Here is a 20,534-nt window from a genome sequence, read left to right on the forward strand (position 1 = left end):
TGATAAATGACAATTTCAACCAAGTAGAGAAAAGTTAAAGTCTAATATTACTTATAGAACAATCGACAGAGGTTTCTTCCCGCGTGAGCTTTGGATGATCAGGAGCGAAGGATCCTTGCGTTGAAAAAACAGGCTTCCGGGCTTGCGCAAGGCGCACAACTTGGCTCTGTCTTCAGATCGGCGCATCGACCGATGCACCCCCTTTCCCGCCGGAAACCGACCATGACCGAGACCACCTCGAACCTGTTTTCAATGCCCGGGGGCGACATGCTTCCCCGCTTCGACCAGCTTGGCGCCTTTGAGGCCTATGAAGCGATCCGGCATCATTTCCCGAAGGCGATCTTTCCCGCCAGCAGCGAAAGCGTCGATCATCTTGGCCTGCTGGCCGACCGTTACGATCTCTTCGTGTTCGACGCCTTCGGCGTTCTGAACGTGGGAGAGACGGCAATTCCCGGAGCAGTCGCGCGAATGGCCGCGCTGACCGCGATGGGCAAGACCTGTATCATCCTCTCCAATGCCGCAAGCTATGATGGGGAAGCCGCGTGCCACAAATTCAAGCGGCTGGGATTTGATTTCGCAGCCGATCACATCGTCACAAGCCGTCAGGCTGCCCTGGCCGCGCTGGCGGGAAGGACGGCGGTGACGCGATGGACCGTTCTCGGCCTTGCGGCCGCCGAAGCGGGCGCCCTCCTCGAAGCCACGTTTCCCGAACACAAAGCGGATTTCGATACGGCCGAAGGCTTCCTGTTCCTGTCGACGCTTCGATGGAGCGCGGGCAAGCAGGCCCTGCTGGAAGCATCCCTGAAAAACAATCCGAGACCGGTGATCGTCGCCAATCCGGATATCATCGCGCCCCGGGAGGATGGGCTCAGCACCGAGCCCGGCTTCTTCGGTTACCGTCTTGCCGAGCTTGGTCTCGGCCACGTCGCCTTCCACGGCAAGCCTTTTCCTTCGATCTACGATCTGGTTCGGCAGCGCTTTCCCGGTCATCGCCCCGATCGGATCTGCATGATCGGGGATACGCTGCACACCGATATCCTGGGCGCTGCGGCCGCGGGATGGAAAACGGCACTCGCCACCCGCCATGGCATGCTGAAAGGGCTCGACATTCCGGCGGCGATTGCCCGGTCGGGGATCGTTCCGGATCATATCCTGCCCACCATCTAGTTCGGCGCCGGAGGCCTCCTTGACCCAGATTTGGTCGAAGCCGGGCCGTTGACCGCTCCGCTGGCCGAGGCTACCCACATCCTGCTACCGACTGCTGGCCGGCATGCGTCCCGGGCGTCAGGCGGAAAATCCACTGCCTATTGCAACCTGCCTATTCCGCAAGACCAGCCATCGCAAAAGGAAAGACATGATGTCTAAGCTTCGGTCGCTTTCTCGATCCCTGTTAGCCACCTCCACAGCCCTGTTGACGCTCGGCACGGCCATTCCGTCGGCGCAGGCAAACGACACCGTCGCGGTCCTCGGCGCAGGCGGTCTGCAGCTGGCCGTGACGCAGTTCATCGAGATGGAAAGCGAAGACCTGTTCATTTCGCCGTCGAAGGTCAACGTGGACTACGTGTTTCGCAATACCTCCGGCAAGGACGTGGAAACGCTGGTCGCCTTCCCGATGCCCGACATATCGAGCTACGATAACGGCATGGAAGGCATTGCCGATCCGAAAAGCGAAAATTTCATGGATTTCCGCGTGTCGCAGGACGGCAAGGCGATCAAGCCTGACGTTCAGCAGCGCGCCATCGTCAACAATATCGACGTGACCGCCGATCTGGAAGAACAGGGTGTCCCGGTCTTCGCTATCGGCCAGCAGGGCGTGGACGCCATTGCGGACCTGCCGGAAGATGTCCGCGCCGACTGGGAGGTCCGCGGTCTGGTCGTCAGAAACTACGAGGGGGTCGATGACGGACAGGAAGCGCCCGTCGTTCCCGCCTGGAAAATCCGGACCACCTATTACTGGCGGACCACCTTCCGCGCGGATGGCCCCACGAAGGTTCATCACACCTACAAGCCCAGCGTCGGCGGCATATCCGGCCTGAACTTCATGGATGGAGAGGGAAAGCCGAACTACGACGAGAAGAAGTATCGCGAAAAATACTGCATCAACGACAAGTTCATGAAGATGGTCGGGGATCGCGTGCTGGAAACGCAAGGCGTCGAAGGTATCTATTACTTCGAGCGCTGGCTATCCTACATCCTCGTGACAGGCGCCAACTGGGAAGGCCCCATCGGCGATTTCCATCTGACGGTCGACAAGGAAGACCCGGATTCCCTGGTGAGCTTCTGCGGTGACGGCGTAACCAAGACCGGACCCACCACATTCGAGATGACCAAGGAAAACTTTGTTCCGGATCGCGACCTCGACATCCTGATCGTCTACAAAAGCGATCAGCGGCAATAAGGATCGGGCCCCGGCCCGTCTTCCGTTTGGGAAGCGCCTAGGGGGCGCTTCTCTTCTTCAGGCCCGCAATGATACGGTCCGCCAGACCGGCATAATCGCCGTCGAAATGGTGACCGCCCTCCAGTCCGACAACCTCTATGCCTTTGGACGTGAGCGTCGGGCAGGCATCGCCGTCATCGTCCTTGCCATAGATGCACTGGATCAGTTTCGGGTCGATCTTGGCGATCTCATCGACAGGATCCCCGGCCGTTGCCTTGCCGCCGCCGCCCAGCCAGCCCTCGACCGAGATTTCGTAATCGGCCTGGTGGGACAGGGCCATCAGCGTGATCTGGTCAATGCGCGGCTTCACGTCTTCCGGCAAGCGCACAAAGCTGCCGGGCAGGATATCCGCCCCGAACGAATAGCCGATCAAGATGACATGGCGCACGTTCCAACGCCGGGAATAGGTATCGATGATGCGGACGAGATCGTCGGTCGTTTCCTGAGGGTCCCGCGGGCTCCAGAAGTAGCGCAGCGAATCGACGCCCACGACCGGAATGCCCCGCTGCTGCAGCGCGTCGCCAACCTCGCTGTCGATGTCGCGCCAGCCGCCATCGCCCGAATAGATCACGGCCATCGTATCCAGGCTCGGCTTGGTCTCGAGCAGCGTCAGGGGAAGGCCGAGCGTATCGCCCTCGCCGCCGCCGGCGTCCACCCGGTCGGCCAAGGCCTGCTCAAGGGTCGCGCCGGCAGCCCCGGCCGCATCGCGGATCTGGATATCCGGGTGTGCTTTCGCCAGGTCTTCCACATGGCCCTTGCCCTCCTTGTCGGCGGCTGTGGTCAGCAGGACGCTCACGGCCGCAGGAAGCGGCCCTTCGGTCAGGCCGTAGACGATCCGGTCTGCCGTGCGGGTTTTCTGCGCCGGCGTGCACAGCTGCTTGAGAAGGGGGATGCCTGCCTTCGGGTCTACGGCGATGGCCTCTCCCACCGTGGCGCGCGGGCTTTGGGCGATCATGGCCAGCACCAGCGCGCCCCCTTCCCCTGCCCCGGCCAGGATCGGCGCATTGTAGCGGGTGGCGCCCGCTGCCTTCTGCACCTGATGGGACAGGGCCTCCACATCGGAAATCATGTAGACGCAATCGCCCTTGTCGGCAGCAAGCGCCTTCATATAGGCCGGGAAATCGATGCCGACGACCGTTGCCCCCTTGTCTGCAAGAGTTTTGGCCTCCTGCTCTTCGGCATCGCCCCATCCTCCGGCGTCGGAGACCAGGAAAATATTGGCGACCGGTTCACCGTCCGGCAGGTAGACATGCCCCGGAGGGATCATGCCGGTGTCGAATGCGGGGCTTTCTGCGCGGGATGGCCCGGAGACCAGCAGGGTTGCGCCGAGAAGCAAGGCCGCGGCCGACCGCGACAAGGAGACAAAACCACTCATTTCGAGATAACTCCCTTCACCCCGCCCCCGATGAGCAGGGTCACATCCACCAGCGCCATTGCGGCCCCGGTCCCATTCGAAACGGCCAGATAGCGGGGCTCCCACCGGGGATGGAATTTCGATTTGAAAGCTCGCAAGCCCTTGAAATTGTAGAACCGCTCCCCGTGCTCGAACAGCGCGCCGCCGAGGCGGTCCCAAACGGGCGCCACCTCCCGGCGCGCCATCCCCGAAAGCGGGGCCATACCCAGATTGAAGCGTCGGTACCCCCTGTCCCTCAAGCCGCCGAGAATGCTGGCAAAGAGAAAGTCCATCGTGGCCTTCGGCGCTTCGGGCAGGAAGCGCATGAGATCGATGGTCGCTTCTGCCTGCGTATCCGTCACCATCAATGTGGCGAAAGCAACGATCTCTCCGTCGAGGCGCACCAGTGCGACAGGCTGCGAGGCGATATAATCCGGTTCGAAGGCGCCGAGGGAGAATGTCTTTTCGCGGGTATTGTGATGGGCAAGCCAGGCATCCGAAACCCGCCGCAGCGGCTCGATGATCGACGCCACCCCCTCGCGCGGGACGATCTCGAAGGTCAGCCCGTCCCGGATGCCCCGGTTATAGGATTGCCGCAAGCCGGAAAGCCGGCTTCCCTTGAGGTCGAAGGATTCCAGATCCACCATGGCCAATTCGCCGAGCTTGAATGCCCGCAACCCGGCATCCACACAGGGCGACAAAAGCTGCGGCGACACCTGATAGAAGGCGGCCCGGCCACCGCCATTTCGTGCCATTTCGACAAACCGCCAGACCAGCTCGGAAAATTCCTGCGCCTCGCCCACCGGATCGGAAAAGGCGATCCACGACCGTCCCGACACGCCATACATCAGGAAGCTCGATCCCGATTGGGAGAACAACAGGCGCTTGTCCCGCATCCGCACCAGATTGGCGTCCGAATTGTCCTGCCGCATGGTAATGGCGACGGCGCGGGCGATGTGCGCTTCTTCGGCAGCACCCGGCAGGATCTGTGCCGGCCTGAGCAGGCTGATCAGCGCGACCGCGGATGAGCCGATGGCCACGCCCAGCAGGGCCCGCAACCCGCGCGGCGCTTCGCTGGAAAATTCGAATTGCCACCAGAGTTCATGCGTGTACTGCGTGTCGCGATAGACGAAGAGCAGAATAACCAGCGCCATCATGAGGATGACGCCCATGCCCGCAAACCAGGCCGGCCCCGGCGCTTGCCCGAACAGATTGGCCGGACGGTCGAAGGCGGTGCGGTTGAGTGTCAGCGCAAGAATGAGAACCGCCAGCATCGCCATCTGATGCCAGGCGGCCGCCGTGGGAAGCGTCAGGACCAGGGCGGCCACTGACGCACCCATCGCAACCCACCAGGCACCATCCAGTCTTTGGCCAAGGCCGCGCGCGCTGATCACCAATGCCAGCCCCAGCATGCTGGACATGAAATGGGCGCCTTCAAGAATCGGCAGAGGCAGAAAAGCCGCCAGATAATCCAGATTGTCGGGCCCGGTGGGAACGAGGCTGGAAAAGATGAGAAGCGCGCCCACCAGCAGCGCGAATGCGGAGACGAGCGCCGGGGCAAGCTTGACCGCCACCTGGGCCAGAGCGCCGACTGCGGGCCTCGCCGCCATCTGCCGCGTTTCCGACACCAGCAGGATGAGAACGGCCGCAATCAACGGCAGGACATAATAGACGACGCGGTAGAGCAGCAGCGCGCCCAGCAATTGTTCGAGGCTGATCGCATGGGCAAGCCCCGCCATCATCACCGCTTCGAACACGCCCAGCCCTGCGGGAACATGGCTGAGAAGACCGAGCCCGACAGCCGCCACGTAAACGGCCAGAAAAGTGGGCCAGCCCACATGCGTTTCGGGCAGAAGCACATAGAGGGCGCTCGCGGAGGCGGCAATATCGAGAACCGAAATCAGAAACTGCCGCGAAGCCGTCCTGCTGTCCGGAAGACGGAGCGTTACCCCGAAGACCGTCACGCTGCGCCCATGGCGCCCGAGATAGAGAAGAAGCCCGGGGACAAGCAGAAGCGCCATCGCCGCGATGCGCAGGACCAGCGGTTGAACGCCGACGATATCGGCAATGCGCGGCGCGACCGCCAGCACGGCCAGCGCCGTGATGACCGCCAGGCTCAACCCGAAAGCCAGGGTGACGAAGGCAATGACGCGGGCTATTTCATCCGGTTGCAACCCCACGCGGGAATAGGCCCGAAAACGAATGGCGCCTCCGCTCAGCGCACCGAGCCCCACCGTGTTCCCGATGGCATAGGACATGAAGGCCGTCAGCGCCACGGGCCCGGCCGGGAGATCCTTGCCGATATAGTCGATGGCGTTGGCATCATAGCGGATCAGCGCTGCATAGCTCAGCGCCGTGAAGCCGATGGCAAGCAGGATATCCGTGATCGGGGTTTCCGCAAAAGCGGCAACGACATCCTCATACCGCACCTCTTCCGTGAACCGGTAAAGGGCATAGGCAATGATTCCGGTAATGACGATCACGGCCAGAGCGGCAAGATAGGCTCTGTATTTCTCGATGAAGAGGCCCAGTTTCCGCGGATCGCCGTGACCGGGTTGCGAAACAGACATGCGTGTCTCCGAACATTCCCTCGGTACACCCCCGGTGTCCGAACGATAGTCGTCAACAATCATTCCTGCAATTGGCCAAAATAATGTCGCAACCTTTGAGAGAAATTTAGCGCCGCCCGCCCCCGGGCGTCACTATTCTGCATGAGGCACGTCACGCGGCGTAGGTACGGCTGCCCTCCGGGAAAAAGCCCTCCAGCGACTCGGGTGTAACGGGCCGGCTGAGCAGAAAACCCTGGACGAAGTCGCAACCGATTTCCGAGAGCACGACGAGCTGTTCCGCACGCTCCACGCCCTCTGCGATGACGGGATGCCCGAGACCGTGGGCCATGCTGATTGTGTATTCCAGCACCCGACGTGCCGCAATGTCGGTCGCGATGTCATCAATCATCGACTTGTCGAGCTTGAGGTCCCGGAACGGCAGCTTGTAAAGCTTGGACAGATTGGAATAGCCCACGCCGAAATCATCGACGGAGATATGGAAGCCCATGGACTGAAGCGCGCGGAGCTGCTCGTGCACGAGATCGTCATCGGACATGGCCGCCGTTTCCGTGATTTCCAGGGTAAAGAAGCCCGGATCGATGGCATTGTCGGCGCAGATGGCAGCGATCCGGCTGCTGAACAGTGGATCGAGAAACTGGGTCGGGCAGACATTCACGGAGATCGGAAAGTGAAGCCCGCGGCGTTGCCATTGCTTTGCCTGTTCGGCCGCAAGCCGGAAAACTTCGAAGCCAAGCAGTTCCAGCATTTTCTTCTCTTCGGCCAGACCGATGAATTGTCCGGGCGACATCAGCCCTCGCACCGGATGTTGCCATCGGACCAGGGCCTCCACCCCGGCAAAGATGCCGTCATCGACAGAAAATTTCGGCTGGTAATGCAGGCAGAATTCATGGCGCTGGAACGCCTGCACCAGATCGGCCTCGAGCTGCGCCCGTTCGATCGATGCGGTCAGCATACGCTTGTCGAAGAAGCAGAAGTTGCCCTTGCCCATGGCCTTGGCCTGATACATGGCGAGATCGGCGAGTTTGGTCAGTTCTTCCGGCTGATCCGTATCCTCGTTGAGAACCGCAACACCGAGCGATCCACCGACAGAAAGCGAAAAGCCGTCGATCACGAAGGGCGCAGCAAGGCAATCCACGATGCCCTGCGCCAAGACAGCAAGCTCGTCGCGGCTGGCGCGGCCGCCGACCAGGGCGACGAATTCGTCGCCTGCAAAGCGAAACAGCATCCGGCAATGGCCGTCCACCGGCCCCTCGCCGGCCAGGCGCACCAGACAATCGCTGACATTGGAGGGCTGGACGGAAAGGCCGACCTCCTGGATCCGCACCGCGGCGGCGCGCAACAGCTGATCGCCCACCTGGTGCCCGAAAAGGTCGTTGATCTGCTTGAAATTGTCCAGATCCAGGAAAAACAGCGCACCACCGCAACTATGCATTTTCTGGAGCGCCTCGAACAGCACTGTCCGGTTCGGCAGTCCCGTGACGCCATCTTCATAGGCGAGCGTCTGGATGCGCGACACATTCGCATTCAGGCGATTGACCATTTCCTTGAAACTGTCCGCCAGACCGCCCACCTCGCAATTGCATTCCACCTGGACGGCAGTGTTGTAATCGCCCCGGGCAATGGCGAGGGTGCTGGACCGGAGATTTTCGATGGGACGCGTGAGCTTGCCCGTCATCAGAAAGGTCATCGTACCGGCAATGGCCGCCAGCACCAGCGTGATCACAAAGGCAAGCAACGGCCGCGAGCCCGTATCCTCGCTGAGAAAATGTCGATCCCAGGCGAAGATCAGCGCAGAACCGGCGGCCATGCACATGGCAATCATCAAAGTAAAGCGGACCCGAAGGCTGTTCAGCCCCCGTCCATATTTTGACGCAGTATGAGACACAGTTTTCATCCTTGTTGCCCGATTATTTTAGCAACAGGATATAAAGGCATCTCTAAGCCGATAGATCAAACTTTACACAAGGCCATCGCGCGGCGTCTGGCCTCTCCGGCCGCGGAACGCCAATGCGTGCAGCCGGGGCAGCGCGCTGTTATCATCAACAAAATCAGGAAATAATGGTGGGTGATGTAGGGCTCGAACCTACGACCCGCTGATTAAGAGTCAGCTGCTCTACCAACTGAGCTAATCACCCGTCCGCCCGTCGCCGTGGCGTGACCGGGCTTCTAAACAGGATATTTCTCCTTGTCCAGCACCCCATTGAAAAAAAATCGCCGGAAACCTGACTTTTTCTGTCAAGCCACTGTTTTCAATAGATAATTATAGGTGCAAAATTCCTTCGGACAGACAAACGGCATGGCCGCCGATGCGGGCGTTCTCCACCTTGCCGTGAGCGGCGTCGATATGAAGGTGGATATAGGAAGGACGGCCCATCTCCACGCCTTGCTCGATGAGCGTTGCGGAATGGCCGTCCGGCAGGGCGTCGAAGCGGTGAATGGCCCCGGAGAGGGCTGCGACGGCCGCGCCGGTTGCCGGGTCTTCGGCGATTCCCATGTCGGAGGTAAACATCCGCGCGTGGAAACGGGCATTGTGATGAACGCCGCCGCGGCAATAGACATAGGCAGAGGCCAGCTGACCATCGGCGAAAGGGGCCACTTTTTCCCAAAGATGCGTATCGAATTCGATGCGCTCGGCCACGCCAAGATCATGCACCGGCACCAGCAGGAAGGGAACGCCCGCGCTCCACAGAGAGGGCACATGGTTTTCGAAGCCAATTTCGGTGCTCTTGATTCCGAGCGCATCGGCCAGCCCGTCACGCGAAGGCGAGCCCCCCAGCTCGACCGAGCGCCGCGGCAGGTCGAATTCCGCAAAGCTTGCGCCCGTCTCTGACAGACGAACGGCACAGCGAACCGGGCCTACCCTCTCCTCCAGCACCGAAACCAGGCCGAGGCCAGGTGCTGCCCCGGCATGCTCCGCGATGGCAATCGCCGATCCCACGGTCGGATGTCCCGCAAAAGGCAGCTCGCGGCCGGGGGTGAAGATGCGCAGGGCAGCGGTATGCATCGGATTTTCCGGCCTGTGGACGAAGACCGTTTCCGAGAGATTGAATTCCCGCGCAATCGCTTGCATCGCCTGATCGCTCAGGCCGTCGCTGTCGAACACCACGGCAAGAGGATTTCCTTCCAGGCGCCGTTCGGTAAAGACGTCATAGATGCGATAGGCCCGAGTCACTGGTGCAATCTCCGTTTGTTCGACGGGTCGAACCTGCCCGAGCCGTTCGGCGCTGGCAAGGGCTGAACGTCAGGCCTTGCCGAAGATCATCTCCAGCAGGGGCGGCATGAAAGCGCCATAGCGGTAAGCATTCGGGTTGGCATCGCGGATTGCAATCACGTCATCGATTTCCTGTTCGTGATCCGCTGCCATATGGGCCCGCACCCGCTCGATGATGTCCTGCGCCGTCCATGGGAATCGGTAGAGGCGGCACATCATCAGGGTGTTGTTGCGCAGCGCGGCGAAGGCTCCGTCGTCCGCCCGCGCGACAGAAAGATCAAGGCCCGTCTCCTCCCGAACCTCGCGGCGCATATTGGCTTCGAGATCCACCTCTCCTTCTGCCACATCTTCCGGTTCCAGCGATCCGGCCGCGCAGTAGACGAGCCCCGGATTGGCCGTGGAGGGTCCCATGCGGATGGCGATCAGGGCACCGTCGCTGGAGATCGGCACAGCCCAGGAAAAAGCGTGGAATGCGCCCATGCGGTCCGGTTGCCTTCGCCACCACAGATGGGTGGCATAGGGCACTTCGTGACCGGTGGCCTCTATACTGTCACCGACCAGGGACATGCGACGCAACAGGATCAGCGAACCGTTGTAGAGGTGGGGATTGCCCTGCACCTCCCGTTCCCAGTTGGCCTCGATCTCCGCCCGACGGGCGAGATAGACCGGATGGGGTTCCGGCGCCACGCGGATGCGTGCCGTCCGAACGGGAAACAGCCGTCCGTCCTCCGGAAAGCCTGTGGCGAAAATGTCCGGGCTATGGGCGTCCATCAAAGTTCCATTTCCATGACGACCGGGCAGTGATCGGACGCTTTCGGCCGGTCCCAACCGATCCGGGGATAACGCTCGACAGTCTGGCCGGGCGGAAAAACGGTGCGATGCGGCTGGCCATTGCGCACAATGTCCGGCAGCCGGCCATGATTGAGACTGGCAAGGGAAGGTGACAGCCATATGTAGTCGAGCTGGCAAAGATGCCGGTCTTCCGGTCCCCGTGCATGATAATGGGTCCACCGATCCAGCGCGGGCCGACGCTGAACCACATTTTCTGCAAAACCGCCGGCAGAGAGCACCGTCAGGGCCGAGCCCGGCACCTGTTCCGGGGTGAAGGCGTAACCGTTTCTCCGGTCCCCCGTCACGGTCACCTGCTCCATGAAATCGTTCATGTCTCCACAGATCGCGAAGCGGGCCTGACGGTATCCATCGGCCCCGAACCGGCGCTCGATGATGCCGCGCACCGCCGCCGCCTCAGCCCGGCGCACGGGATAGGTGGGATCGCTGCCCGGCGCGCCGTCCGGCAGCCCGCGCGTTCCGCCCTTGGACTTGAAATGCACCACATAGACGGTCAACGGCTTGCCGCCCACGCGAATATCGATTTCCAGACAGTCACGGCGAAAAATCCGGCTGTCCGGTTTCTCGAGCGGCCCCAGTTCCGGCGCATAGAGCCCGGCCTCCTCATAGGTCAGGGGGGCGTGGCTGCGAATGCTGACGAATTCGATCGGGTCGCCCGTGGCGGTCCGGTCGCGCATCATCACGGCAACATCGATCCCGCGGCTGTCATTGCCTTCGATCAGATACTTGTGCTGATAGCCGTCGCCCACCATGCGGTAGAGGTAGTTGGTCTCGAAGGCGGAAAGCGCATCCAGACTTTCCACCTCCTGCAGGCAGATCATGTCGGAGAACGTGTCGGCAATGGCGAGCGCCGTCTGCTGGCGCGTATCATCCGTCGCGGAAACCACGCGCGCCACTTCCATCTCCCGGTAGACGGCCTCGTTGCGGACATCCAGCAATCGCAGGGTGCGATCCTGCCGGAGCTCGTTGCGAAATCCGGAAAAATCGAACCGCGTCAGCAGGTTCTCGACGTTGAAAGTCGCCAGTCTGAAGGTCATGGGCTCGATTCGCTCCGCTCGGTCGATCCCTATCGATACGAAGAAAATGCGGAAGAACAATAGTCAACCGCAACAGAGTGTCCCGGCATTGGTCGGAGACGGCAGCCCCCTGCCCGTCAGCCCGGCAGGGAGGACCGGATGAGCCGCCCCAGACGGGCCATCCCCTCCTCGATCATGCCGGGGCTGGCGCAGGAGAAGCTGAGACGAAGCGTGTTGGACCCTGACCCATCGGGATGAAAGGCCTGCCCCGGCACGAAGGCGACCTTTTCCGTTTCCAGCGAGCGGGCAAGCAGGGCGGCGCCATCCATGCCCTCGGGCAGATCGACCCAGACGAACATTCCGCCTTCCGGCTTTGTCCAGCGAACCCCGTCCGGCATGTGTCGCTCAAGCGCCGCGAGCAACAGATCCCGCCGCTCGCGATAGGTGTCGCGCACCCGCTCCACCTGCGCCCGGAACATGTCGGGAGCCGCTTCAGCAATCGCCATCTGGTTGAGGGTGGAGGAATGCAGATCCGCCGCCTGCTTGACCAGCACGAGCTTACGGATAAGCGGCTTGGCGGCCACCAGGTAGCCGATGCGAAGGCCGGGAGCGAGCGTCTTGGAAAAGCTGCCGCTATAGATCGTGCGGGTCTTTTCGATGTCGCCGCCATTGCGGGCTATATCGAGCGCGAGGATAGACGGAACCGGTTCGCCATCGTAACGCAGGGCCTGATAGGCCGCGTCCTCGATCACGGCGATGTCGAGTTCACCCGCGAGATCGAGCAATTGCTCGCGGGCGAGACGGCTCATGGTTTCGCCGGTCGGATTGGAAAAATCTGCGGTCACATAGGCAAACTTCACCCGCCCGCCGTCGCGCACGGCTGCCGCCTGCGTGCGATAGCTGTCAGCCGTCCGGTTGCCCATCGGTGTCAACCGGTCATAGGCCGGCTCATAGGCATTGAAAGCCTGCAGCGCACCGAGATAGGCGGGCCAGGTGACGAGCGCCGTATCGCCCGGCGAGAGGAAGATCTTGCCGAGATAATCGAGCCCCTGCTGTGACCCGGAGACGATCAGGATGTTCTCGACGTCACAGGACACCCCGATCTCCGCCATCTGCGTGACCAGCCATTCGCGCAGGGGCCGGTAGCCTTCACTCACCGAATATTGCAAGGCGGTCGCCGCACCCGTGCCACCCAGAATTTTTGCGTAAGCAGCACTGACCTGTTCCGCAGGAAAGAGCGACGGATCGGGAATGCCACCCGCAAAGGAAATAATGTCCGGCCGCTCCAGAAGTTTCAGAAGCTCCCGGATTTCAGAGGCTTTCATCCGCGTGGCGCGCGTGGCGAATATCGATTCCCAATCCAGCATCGGCGCTGATCTCCCCCTTCAACAGATCGAAGAAGTTTGACAGCCCAAGACAATAAGTCAACATTACTGACCTATTTTTAGAAGCGCGAAGAACCAATTTTTTTGATAGCGAGCCTGCCTCCATCAACAGGCGCTCCATGCCCGGCGGGTGCAATTTCTGATCTCGGTTCGTTAACCACTACTTCTCAAAGATTCACAATCATAAGATGTGCCCATCTCTGTTGCCAGGACTGAAGCGAGACAAATCCCGTGATCCCCTCTCTTTCCTCTTCCCAGCGCTTTGCCTTCGATTTGCTGCTTCGCAGGGAGCCGGCAGGCAGCCCCGTGGACTTCATCGGCGCGGAAACCTTTCAGACCACGATGGAGGGCGGCAAGCAGGCACTCGCCACCACATTCGCGTCCGATGCAAAGGTGCGGCGGGACTTTGACCATTTCTATCAAAAGGAATTGCTGGTTCTTGGCGAGAGGCTGGACAAAATTTCAGCCGCAAACAGTCGCCACAACGCCGTCGTCAACACGATCATTGAAAACCGCTCCCTGTTTTCTCCCGAGGAGTTCACGGTAACGACGGAATTCGGAGAAGGCTCCTGGGGGCAAACGACAATTCCTGCGCTGAGCGCCATGGAGCGTTTCGCGGCCGAGCACATCCGCCTGCAGCAGGAGTATGAGGCAATCGAAGCCCAGAGACAGGCGGAGCTGTCGCAGGTGCAGGAGCGCAATGACCGGAATGCGGCAGGGCGGATCATCGATACGCTGCTGAACACATCCGATCAACGCAGCACGCAGGCGGCGGTCCTGCTGGTCATGGAAAGCCCGGAAGGCGAACGGACACCAAGGCCCTTCCCGCAGGCATTTTACGAACAGCCATAAGCCAGGCACCGACCACCAAGAAAAAGCCCGGAGCGCTGCGCGCCCCGGGCTTTTGTCGTCCTGTCTTTCGCGACTCCTGCAGAGAGCTGCAAGCCGCTGATGAGTTGCGAGCCTTGTCGACCAGCTTGTTCTTGCCGATCCTCGCAAGGCGCTAGCCTTGCAAACCAGATGGCCGGGATCGGCAAGCCGCCGATGAGTTGCGAGCCTCGTCAACCAGCTTGTTCTTGCCGATCCCCGCAAGGCGCTAGCCTTGCAGACCAGATGGCCGGGATCGGCAAGCCGCCGATGAGTTGCGAGCCTTGTCGACCAGCTTGTTCTTGCCGATCCCCGCAAGGCGCTAGCCCTGCAAACCAGATGGCCGGGATCGGCAAGCCGCCGATGAGTTGCGAGCCTTGTCGACCAGCTTGTTCTTGCCGATCCCCGCAAGGCGCTAGCCTTGCAGACCAGATGGCCGGGATCGGCAAGCCGCCGATGAGTTGCGAGCCTCGTCAACCAGCTTGTTCTTGCCGATCCCCGCAAGGCGCTAGCCCTGCAAACCAGATGGCCGGGATCGGCAAGCCGCCGATTAGTTGCGAGCCTTGTCGACCAGCTTGTTCTTGCCGATCCAGGGCATCATGCCGCGCAGCTTTGCACCGACTTCTTCGATCTGGTGCGAGTCGTTGTTGCGGCGGATGGCCTTGAAGCGGGCTGCGCCGGCCTTCCATTCCTGCATCCACTCGGAGGTGAACTTGCCGTTCTGGATGTCGGCGAGCACGCGCTTCATTTCAGCCTTGGTTTCGGCAGTGATGATGCGCGGACCGGTGACGTATTCGCCCCACTCGGCCGTGTTGGAGATCGAGTAGTTCATGTTGGCGATACCGCCTTCATAGATCAGGTCGACGATCAGCTTCACTTCGTGCAGGCACTCGAAGTAGGCCATTTCCGGTGCATAACCGGCTTCGACCAGGGTTTCGAAACCGGCGCGGATCAGCTCGACGAGACCGCCGCAGAGAACGACCTGTTCGCCGAAGAGGTCGGTTTCGCACTCTTCCTTGAAGTTGGTTTCGATGATGCCCGAACGGCCGCCGCCCACGCCGCAGGCGTAGGAGAGCGCGAGCTCGAGAGCATTGCCGGAAGCGTTCTGGTGAACGGCTACGAGGCAGGGCACGCCGCCGCCCTTCTGGTATTCGCCGCGAACCGTGTGGCCCGGGCCCTTCGGCGCGATCATCACGACGTCGACGGTGGACTTCGGCTCGATCAGGCCGAAATGGATGTTCAGGCCGTGTGCGAAGGCAATGGCAGCGCCGTCACGGATGTTGGCGGCGATATCGGCCTTGTAGATGTCGGCCTGCAGCTCGTCCGGGGTTGCCATCATCAGCAGGTCGCCCCACTTTGCGGCTTCGGCAACGGTCATGACCTTGAAGCCGTCGGCTTCGGCCTTCTTGACGGTCGGCGAACCGGCCTTCAGTGCGATGGCGACGTTCTGGGCGCCGGAATCCTTGAGGTTCAGCGCGTGGGCCCGGCCCTGCGAGCCGTAACCCACGATAACGACGTTCTTCGATTTAATCAGGTTGAGATCGGCATCACGATCATAATAGACGCGCATGTGACTATGTCCTTCCCTTGGCTTGTCTGTTGTTGCTTAACGCCAGGCTCCCCTTGGGCCTCCCGGCGGTATTTCTTCCCGGCGGGCTCAGCCCGCCAAAACCTTTTCCGTGCCGTAGAGCTTGAGGAAGGCGGCAACCGCCTTCTCGGCCCGTCGGGCTGCATCCTTCACCGGCGGCTCGCCCAGCAGCATCCGCACATGCAGATCGCTGACGATCAGTCCGTAAAGCGTGCGATAGGCCTCCTCCGCATCGCCCAGGAACAGCAGGCCTGCCCGCTGTCCGGCATCGAGAAGCGCCCTCGCCCGCCGGTCGATCTGCCGACGGCCGCGCTCGCGCAAGAGTTCTCCCAGACGCGCGCTTTCCCGGCTGACCTGGCCGATGGCCAGGCGGTTGAGGGCAAGCGACACATCGCCGGCGAGGACCTCTAGCAGATCCCGCGCGAAGGTTTCCAGCCTCTCGCGGAGGCTTGTGGCGGAAAGCCGCTCCCCTTCGGTTTCCAGCGTGCGCACCTTGCTGGCCTGATAGGCAATCATCGCGGACAACAGTCCGTCGCGGTCGCCAAACCACTTGTAGAGGCTTTCCTTCGAGCAATTGGCAGCCCGGGCGACCCCCGCCGTCGTCAGGGCCTTCTCGCCCCCTTCCACCAGCAGGCGCAATGCCTCTTCCAGCACCGCGCTCTGGCGGGGCGAAAACTCGGGCTGTCTGCGTGTGTCACCGGTCATCACGGGCTCGCGTCGGACGAATTAAGTACCGTACGGTACGGTTCATGCGTTTATGCGCCGTCACCCGGACGAGGTCAAGCGATTTCCGCGGCCCTTTCGAAAAGTTTTTCGCCCGCCCTCGGGCCCGGTCGATCGACCCAAAAATGGTCATGCCGCGACCGTTCGGTTCATTTATGGTTCAGGCAGATTTTTCTAGCGATTGCAGGGCGAAGAACGAAGCGCAGCGTGCTATTGAGCCGTTGCCGAATTCGGGAACAGATGAGGATTGACCATGAACGCCCTGCGCACCGCCGCCCTTGCCCTCGCCACCCTTTTTGCCGCCGCCCCCGCCCTTGCCGACGACATGGAAGTGCATGATCGTATCGAGCAGGTACTGGGTTTTGCCGACGACCTGGACGAACCGATGTTGAGCGTCCGCAATGCCCTGATCGACCGGGATGCGGCTGCGCTGGCCGAATTCACCGAATTCCCGCTCCGCACCTCCGATGGCGAGATTGCAGATGCCGACGAACTGGCCGAGCGCATCGACGAGGTCGCCTCTCCCTCCGTGCGCAAGGCGATGAAAAGCATGCAATATTCCGACCTCATCGTGAACAGCGACGGCGTCGGCATGGGCAATGGCGCGGCGTGGATGAACCTCATCTGCGACGACAGCACCTGCAACGAGGCCCATTGGGCCCTGATCTCGGTGAACAACTGAAAGGACTGACTGCATGAAGATGATGCGCTTCGCTCTGGCGGCAATGATCGGCTTCGGGGCCACATCTGCCCTTGCCGCGCCGGAAAACCGTTGCGGCTGGGTACTGAACCCGACGCCCGGCAACTGGTATCTGGCCGATGCGGAGGCCGAGTGGGTTCTCTCCGAACAGGGATCCGAAAAGGAAGCCCTCGGCATGGAAAATATCGGCGACATCTCGGCGGGCGATTATGTGGCGAATAACGGAAATTACGGTTACGCCTGCGGCTGCATGAAGGTGGAAACCGATCCGGCAGAAAAGCGCATCACCGCAGTATACAGCTTCAAGCAGAAGAAGATTTCCCAGTGCAGCAAGGACAAGAAGCTGCCGAAGCCGGAATAAGATCCCCTTTCAACCCGCATTCAGGCAACGCCCGGCTTCTGCCGGGCGTTTCACGTTTTAGGCCAGGCCAAATGGGTCCGGTTGCCAAAATTGTCGGCTATTGTTGAATGGACGGGTTCCGGCCTATCTGTATTTTCTGCAGCTCACGCAAGGATCGATTGCTTCGCCACCGTCCGAAGCACAACAACAGGGCACTGCCGGATGTTCGTCAATCTTCTGATCGGCACCATCGTCATCACCGCAACGGTCTTTATCCATACATTTGGATTGATCATGGTCAGCCGCGCGATTGGCTGGCTCACCGCCCATTTCCGCCTGCACGGCCACCGCAGCCGGGTGCTGGCCATGAACAGCGTGGTGCTGGGCCTGCTTTGCGTGCTTTCGGTTGAAGTCTGGCTCTGGGCTGCCTTCTATCTGGTCGTCGGCGTCACCCACAACTTCGAAACCGCCCTTTATTTCTCCACCATTACCTTCTCGACGGTGGGTTATGGCGACGTCGTCCCGGCTCATGAATGGCGCCTGCTGGCGGCGATGGAAGGCGTGAACGGATTTCTGCTGATCGGCTGGTCTACCGCTTATCTCGTGGCTGCGGGGGTCCGCTTCGGGCCGTTCCGATCCGGCGAACATTTCTGAGCCACCTAGCGCGCATAGCTGGTCGGGAGCGCCATTCCTTCCTTCATCCGCTCCATCGAGATGGAGGCGGATACGTCGAACAACTCGATCCGCCGCACGATCTGCTTGTAGATGACGTCATAATGCTCGACCGAAGGCAGAACGAGCTTCAGGATGTAATCATAGCTGCCGGTCAGCCGGTGCGCCTCCACGATTTCGGGAATCTCGCCAATCACCCGCTTGAACCGCTCGATCCAGTCGTCGGCATGATGCGCCGTCTTGATCAGGGCGAAGACCGTCGTCGGCAACCCCATCAAGGGACGGTTCAGAACCGCAATGCGTCGTTCGATATAGCCTTCCTCCTCCAGCCGCTGGATGCGGCGGGAGCAGGCTGACACGGATAGCGCCACTTCCTCCGCCAGAAGGCTGACGGGCAGACTGCCGTCCTGCTGCAAGGAGGCAAGAATCTTTCGGTCGCGTTCGTCGAGCATCGCGCGCCTCCCAATTGCCTGATGAGCGCGAAACGCGCAAATTGTCGGCGTATCTTACGCGAGGAACCACGAATTTTGCAAAGACTTTGTTCGGGATACGCTGCATGATAAGCGCACTGGTCCACGCAGACGCACACGGAGGATATGCGGCATGAAGATGATCGGCCTGATCGGCGGAATGAGTTTCGAAAGCTCGGCGGTCTATTACCGGCTGGTCAACGAAGCCGTGCGGGAACGGCTCGGTGGCCTGTCCTCGGCGGAAGTGCTGATGCATTCGGTCAATTTCGAGGACATCGTCACCATGCAGAAGGCAGGTCGCTGGGACGATGCGGCACGGCGCCTCGGCGATGCCGCAGCAGGCCTTGAGCGGGCCGGTGCCTCCTGTGTGCTCATCTGCACCAACACCATGCATCTCGTCGCAGATGCAGTGGCACGCCGCGTATCGGTTCCGCTGATTCATATCATCGATGAAACCGCCGCCACGCTTAAGGCTGCCGGCCGCAAGCGCCCTCTCCTCCTCGCCACCCGATATACGATGGAGCACGGCTTCTATGCGGAGCGCATGAAGTCACTGGGCGTTGACATCCTTGTTCCCGACAGCGACGACCGCGCCGTCACCCATTCCGTCATTTTCGACGAGCTCTGCGCCGGTCATGTCCGCGATCTGTCGCGGCAGCGGATGATTGAGATCATCGAGAAGGCCCGCGCCGAAGGCGCTGACAGCGTGATCCTTGGCTGCACGGAAATCTGCCTGCTTCTGGATCCCGACCGGCTGCCGCTTCCCGGCTACGATTCGACCGCCATCCATGCCCGTGCTGCGGTGGATTTCGCCCTTGGTCACCAGCCGGTGACAAAGGCCGATAGTCAGGCCGCCTGAACCAGGCTTCCCTCACCGGCAATTGCCGCGTTATGAATGCCTCCGGATTGCTACACAGCCGGAGGACATTCGAGCATGACTGACAAGGCACCCTCGTCGCGCGCCGCGCTGGATGGCGAGATCGGCATACTCGCCCGCCGCCGGATCGAGGCAGGCATCATCAAGCCGATCTACGAGGAGATGGTGGCCGCCCTGGGCGAGGAACAGGCCCGGACCATCATCGATACGGCGGTTCGCAAGGCGGCGATCAAGGCCGGGGCCGATTTCGCCGCCCGCACGCCCGGCGGCACCAATCTTCGCACCTTCCAGGAGTTGCAGGATCTGTGGACGCAGGACGATGCGCTCGTCATCGACGTGGTGAAGGCGACGGACACCGAATTCCACTACACCGTCAAGCGCTGTCGCTATGCCGAGACCTATCGGGAGATGGGGCTCGGCGAAATCGGCCATCTCCTCTCCTGCAATCGCGACGGCGTGTTCTGCACGGGTTACGATCCGCGCATCAAGCTGTCCCGCACCAAAACCCTGATGCAAGGCGACGAATGCTGCAACTTCGAATACAGGCTCGAAGAGTAGAGGTCAGACGGTCTGCCCGCAGGCGCGGCGGAACCGGCGAACGGTTTCCGCCATGCCATATTCCAGCGCATCGGCCGTAAGGCCGTGACCGATGGAGACTTCCGCAAGATAGGGCAACCGCGCCGCAAGGGCAGGCATGTTGGCTACCGTCAGGTCATGACCGGCATTCACGCCGAGTCCGAGCGCATGGGCCGCATCGGCCGTTGCCCCGAGACGGGCCAGCTCGGCGGTGGCCTTTTCGGGATGATCGAAGCACCCCCCATAGGGCCCGGTATAAAGCTCGATGCGGTCGGCACCCGTTTCCCTGGCAAAAGACACGGCTTGTGCGTCGCCGTCGCCATCGGCGAAAAGCGATACCCGCATGCCGCCCGCTTTCAGGCGTCCGACCACCTTCTGAAGAAAGGAAAGGTTCTCCCGGAAATTCCACCCGTGATCGGACGTCGCCTGAGACGGGTCATCCGGCACCAGTGTCACCTGTTCCGGCTGGGCCCGCTCGCAGAGCGCCAGGAAATCTTCGGTGGGGTAGCCTTCGATGTTGAACTCCGCCTGCGGAAATTCGTCGTCGATCAGGGCGCGGATCTCCGGAAGGTCGGAGAAGCGGATATGGCGCTGGTCAGGCCGGGGATGCACCGTGAGCCCGGCAGCACCCGCCTGGAGCGCAATCCGCCCCAGACCCGTCACGCTCGGCCAGGGCAGATCCCGGCGATTGCGAAGCATGGCGATGGCATTGAGGTTCACGGAAAGCTTGGCAGGCATCGGCATCATCCAGAAGCGGCGAGGTCATCCTCGCAGGCGGTTCGAGCAATGCAGCCGTTGTAAGCGAAGGCCGCGCCCAAAGCCAACGCCTTTGCGGAATAATTTCATCAATGCCGTTGATC

19 protein-coding genes and 1 tRNA gene are annotated in these 20,534 nt (G+C 61.3%); 8 read left to right on the forward strand and 12 right to left on the reverse strand.

What is annotated here, in order from left to right; all coding sequences use genetic code 11:
- Nucleotides 1-222: 222 nt before the first annotated feature.
- Together ACT54B_RS01105 and ACT54B_RS01110 are read left to right on the forward strand one after the other, a co-directional pair.
- Nucleotides 223-1,167 (forward strand): HAD-IIA family hydrolase, encoded by a 945-nt coding sequence (locus ACT54B_RS01105; RefSeq protein WP_476042207.1) that lies wholly within the window; start codon nt 223-225, stop codon nt 1,165-1,167.
- A gap of 190 nt (nt 1,168-1,357) precedes the next feature.
- Nucleotides 1,358-2,398: a DUF4424 domain-containing protein gene (locus tag ACT54B_RS01110; RefSeq protein WP_476042209.1), complete on the forward strand. Its 1,041-nt coding sequence runs from the start codon at nt 1,358-1,360 to the stop codon at nt 2,396-2,398.
- Between the two features lie 37 nt (nt 2,399-2,435).
- Here the strand turns inward: ACT54B_RS01110 and ACT54B_RS01115 are convergent, their stop codons facing one another.
- From ACT54B_RS01115 to ACT54B_RS01150, 8 genes are all read right to left on the reverse strand, one after another.
- Nucleotides 2,436-3,812, reverse strand: coding sequence for a virulence factor family protein (locus tag ACT54B_RS01115; RefSeq protein ID WP_476042211.1), 1,377 nt, complete (start codon nt 3,810-3,812; stop codon nt 2,436-2,438).
- Entirely contained in the window at nt 3,809-6,400 is a 2,592-nt protein-coding gene (gene mprF, locus ACT54B_RS01120) for a bifunctional lysylphosphatidylglycerol flippase/synthetase MprF (protein WP_476042213.1), read from the reverse strand. Before mprF ends, ACT54B_RS01115 begins: the two co-directional genes overlap by 4 nt.
- Before the next feature lie 151 nt (nt 6,401-6,551).
- Nucleotides 6,552-8,207: an EAL domain-containing protein gene (locus ACT54B_RS01125; protein WP_476042215.1), complete on the reverse strand. Its 1,656-nt coding sequence runs from the start codon at nt 8,205-8,207 to the stop codon at nt 6,552-6,554.
- A 252-nt stretch (nt 8,208-8,459) separates the two neighbouring features.
- A tRNA-Lys gene (locus ACT54B_RS01130) sits at nt 8,460-8,535 on the reverse strand.
- A 125-nt stretch (nt 8,536-8,660) separates the two neighbouring features.
- Nucleotides 8,661-9,572 carry a PhzF family phenazine biosynthesis protein gene (locus tag ACT54B_RS01135; RefSeq protein ID WP_476042217.1) on the reverse strand — a complete coding sequence of 304 codons (912 nt, stop codon included), beginning with the start codon at nt 9,570-9,572 and terminating at the stop codon, nt 8,661-8,663.
- A gap of 69 nt (nt 9,573-9,641) precedes the next feature.
- On the reverse strand, nt 9,642-10,382 hold the full coding sequence (locus ACT54B_RS01140; protein WP_476042218.1) for an NUDIX hydrolase: 741 nt from the start codon (nt 10,380-10,382) through the stop codon (nt 9,642-9,644).
- The gene (locus ACT54B_RS01145; protein ID WP_476042220.1) at nt 10,382-11,497 is read right to left on the reverse strand and encodes an endonuclease/exonuclease/phosphatase family protein; all 1,116 of its coding nucleotides are present in this window, start codon (nt 11,495-11,497) and stop codon (nt 10,382-10,384) included. The genes ACT54B_RS01140 and ACT54B_RS01145 overlap by 1 nt, the downstream gene beginning before the upstream one ends.
- A gap of 116 nt (nt 11,498-11,613) precedes the next feature.
- Entirely contained in the window at nt 11,614-12,843 is a 1,230-nt protein-coding gene (locus ACT54B_RS01150) for an aminotransferase-like domain-containing protein (protein WP_476042222.1), read from the reverse strand.
- A gap of 249 nt (nt 12,844-13,092) precedes the next feature.
- On the opposite strand from ACT54B_RS01150, the gene ACT54B_RS01155 reads away from it, so the two are divergent.
- Entirely contained in the window at nt 13,093-13,713 is a 621-nt protein-coding gene (locus ACT54B_RS01155) for a hypothetical protein (RefSeq protein WP_476042223.1), read from the forward strand.
- 565 nt (nt 13,714-14,278) lie between these two features.
- Here the strand turns inward: ACT54B_RS01155 and ilvC are convergent.
- Both ilvC and ACT54B_RS01165 read right to left on the reverse strand, forming a co-directional pair.
- Nucleotides 14,279-15,298: a ketol-acid reductoisomerase gene (gene ilvC, locus ACT54B_RS01160; RefSeq protein WP_476042225.1), complete on the reverse strand. Its 1,020-nt coding sequence runs from the start codon at nt 15,296-15,298 to the stop codon at nt 14,279-14,281.
- A gap of 87 nt (nt 15,299-15,385) precedes the next feature.
- Complete coding sequence (locus ACT54B_RS01165; protein WP_476042227.1) at nt 15,386-16,021, reverse strand: TetR/AcrR family transcriptional regulator; 636 nt, start codon at nt 16,019-16,021, stop codon at nt 15,386-15,388.
- 271 nt (nt 16,022-16,292) lie between these two features.
- Between ACT54B_RS01165 and ACT54B_RS01170 the strand changes: the two genes are divergently transcribed.
- The 3 genes from ACT54B_RS01170 to ACT54B_RS01180 all read left to right on the forward strand — a co-directional run bounded on the left by ACT54B_RS01170 (nt 16,293) and on the right by ACT54B_RS01180 (nt 17,733).
- Nucleotides 16,293-16,721, forward strand: a complete 429-nt coding sequence (locus ACT54B_RS01170) for a hypothetical protein (RefSeq protein WP_476042229.1) — start codon at nt 16,293-16,295, stop codon at nt 16,719-16,721.
- Between the two features lie 13 nt (nt 16,722-16,734).
- Nucleotides 16,735-17,100, forward strand: a complete 366-nt coding sequence (locus tag ACT54B_RS01175; RefSeq protein WP_476042230.1) for a DUF4087 domain-containing protein — start codon at nt 16,735-16,737, stop codon at nt 17,098-17,100.
- A 201-nt stretch (nt 17,101-17,301) separates the two neighbouring features.
- Nucleotides 17,302-17,733 carry a potassium channel family protein gene (locus ACT54B_RS01180; RefSeq protein WP_476042232.1) on the forward strand — a complete coding sequence of 144 codons (432 nt, stop codon included), beginning with the start codon at nt 17,302-17,304 and terminating at the stop codon, nt 17,731-17,733.
- A gap of 5 nt (nt 17,734-17,738) precedes the next feature.
- On the opposite strand, the gene ACT54B_RS01185 is transcribed toward ACT54B_RS01180, so the two are convergent.
- Nucleotides 17,739-18,203 (reverse strand): Lrp/AsnC family transcriptional regulator, encoded by a 465-nt coding sequence (locus tag ACT54B_RS01185; RefSeq protein WP_476042234.1) that lies wholly within the window; start codon nt 18,201-18,203, stop codon nt 17,739-17,741.
- A 151-nt stretch (nt 18,204-18,354) separates the two neighbouring features.
- Here ACT54B_RS01185 and ACT54B_RS01190 point away from each other — a divergent pair, with 151 nt between their 5' ends.
- Nucleotides 18,355-19,080 carry an aspartate/glutamate racemase family protein gene (locus ACT54B_RS01190; RefSeq protein WP_476042235.1) on the forward strand — a complete coding sequence of 242 codons (726 nt, stop codon included), beginning with the start codon at nt 18,355-18,357 and terminating at the stop codon, nt 19,078-19,080.
- Nucleotides 19,081-19,155: 75 nt separating this feature from the next.
- On the forward strand, nt 19,156-19,656 hold the full coding sequence (locus tag ACT54B_RS01195) for an L-2-amino-thiazoline-4-carboxylic acid hydrolase (protein WP_476042237.1): 501 nt from the start codon (nt 19,156-19,158) through the stop codon (nt 19,654-19,656).
- Between the two features lie 3 nt (nt 19,657-19,659).
- Here the strand turns inward: ACT54B_RS01195 and ACT54B_RS01200 are convergent, their stop codons facing one another.
- Nucleotides 19,660-20,412 (reverse strand): pyridoxine 5'-phosphate synthase, encoded by a 753-nt coding sequence (locus tag ACT54B_RS01200; RefSeq protein ID WP_476042239.1) that lies wholly within the window; start codon nt 20,410-20,412, stop codon nt 19,660-19,662.
- Nucleotides 20,413-20,534 lie beyond the last annotated feature (122 nt).

It is taken from the genome of Gellertiella sp. DMC107 (genome assembly GCF_056313605.1).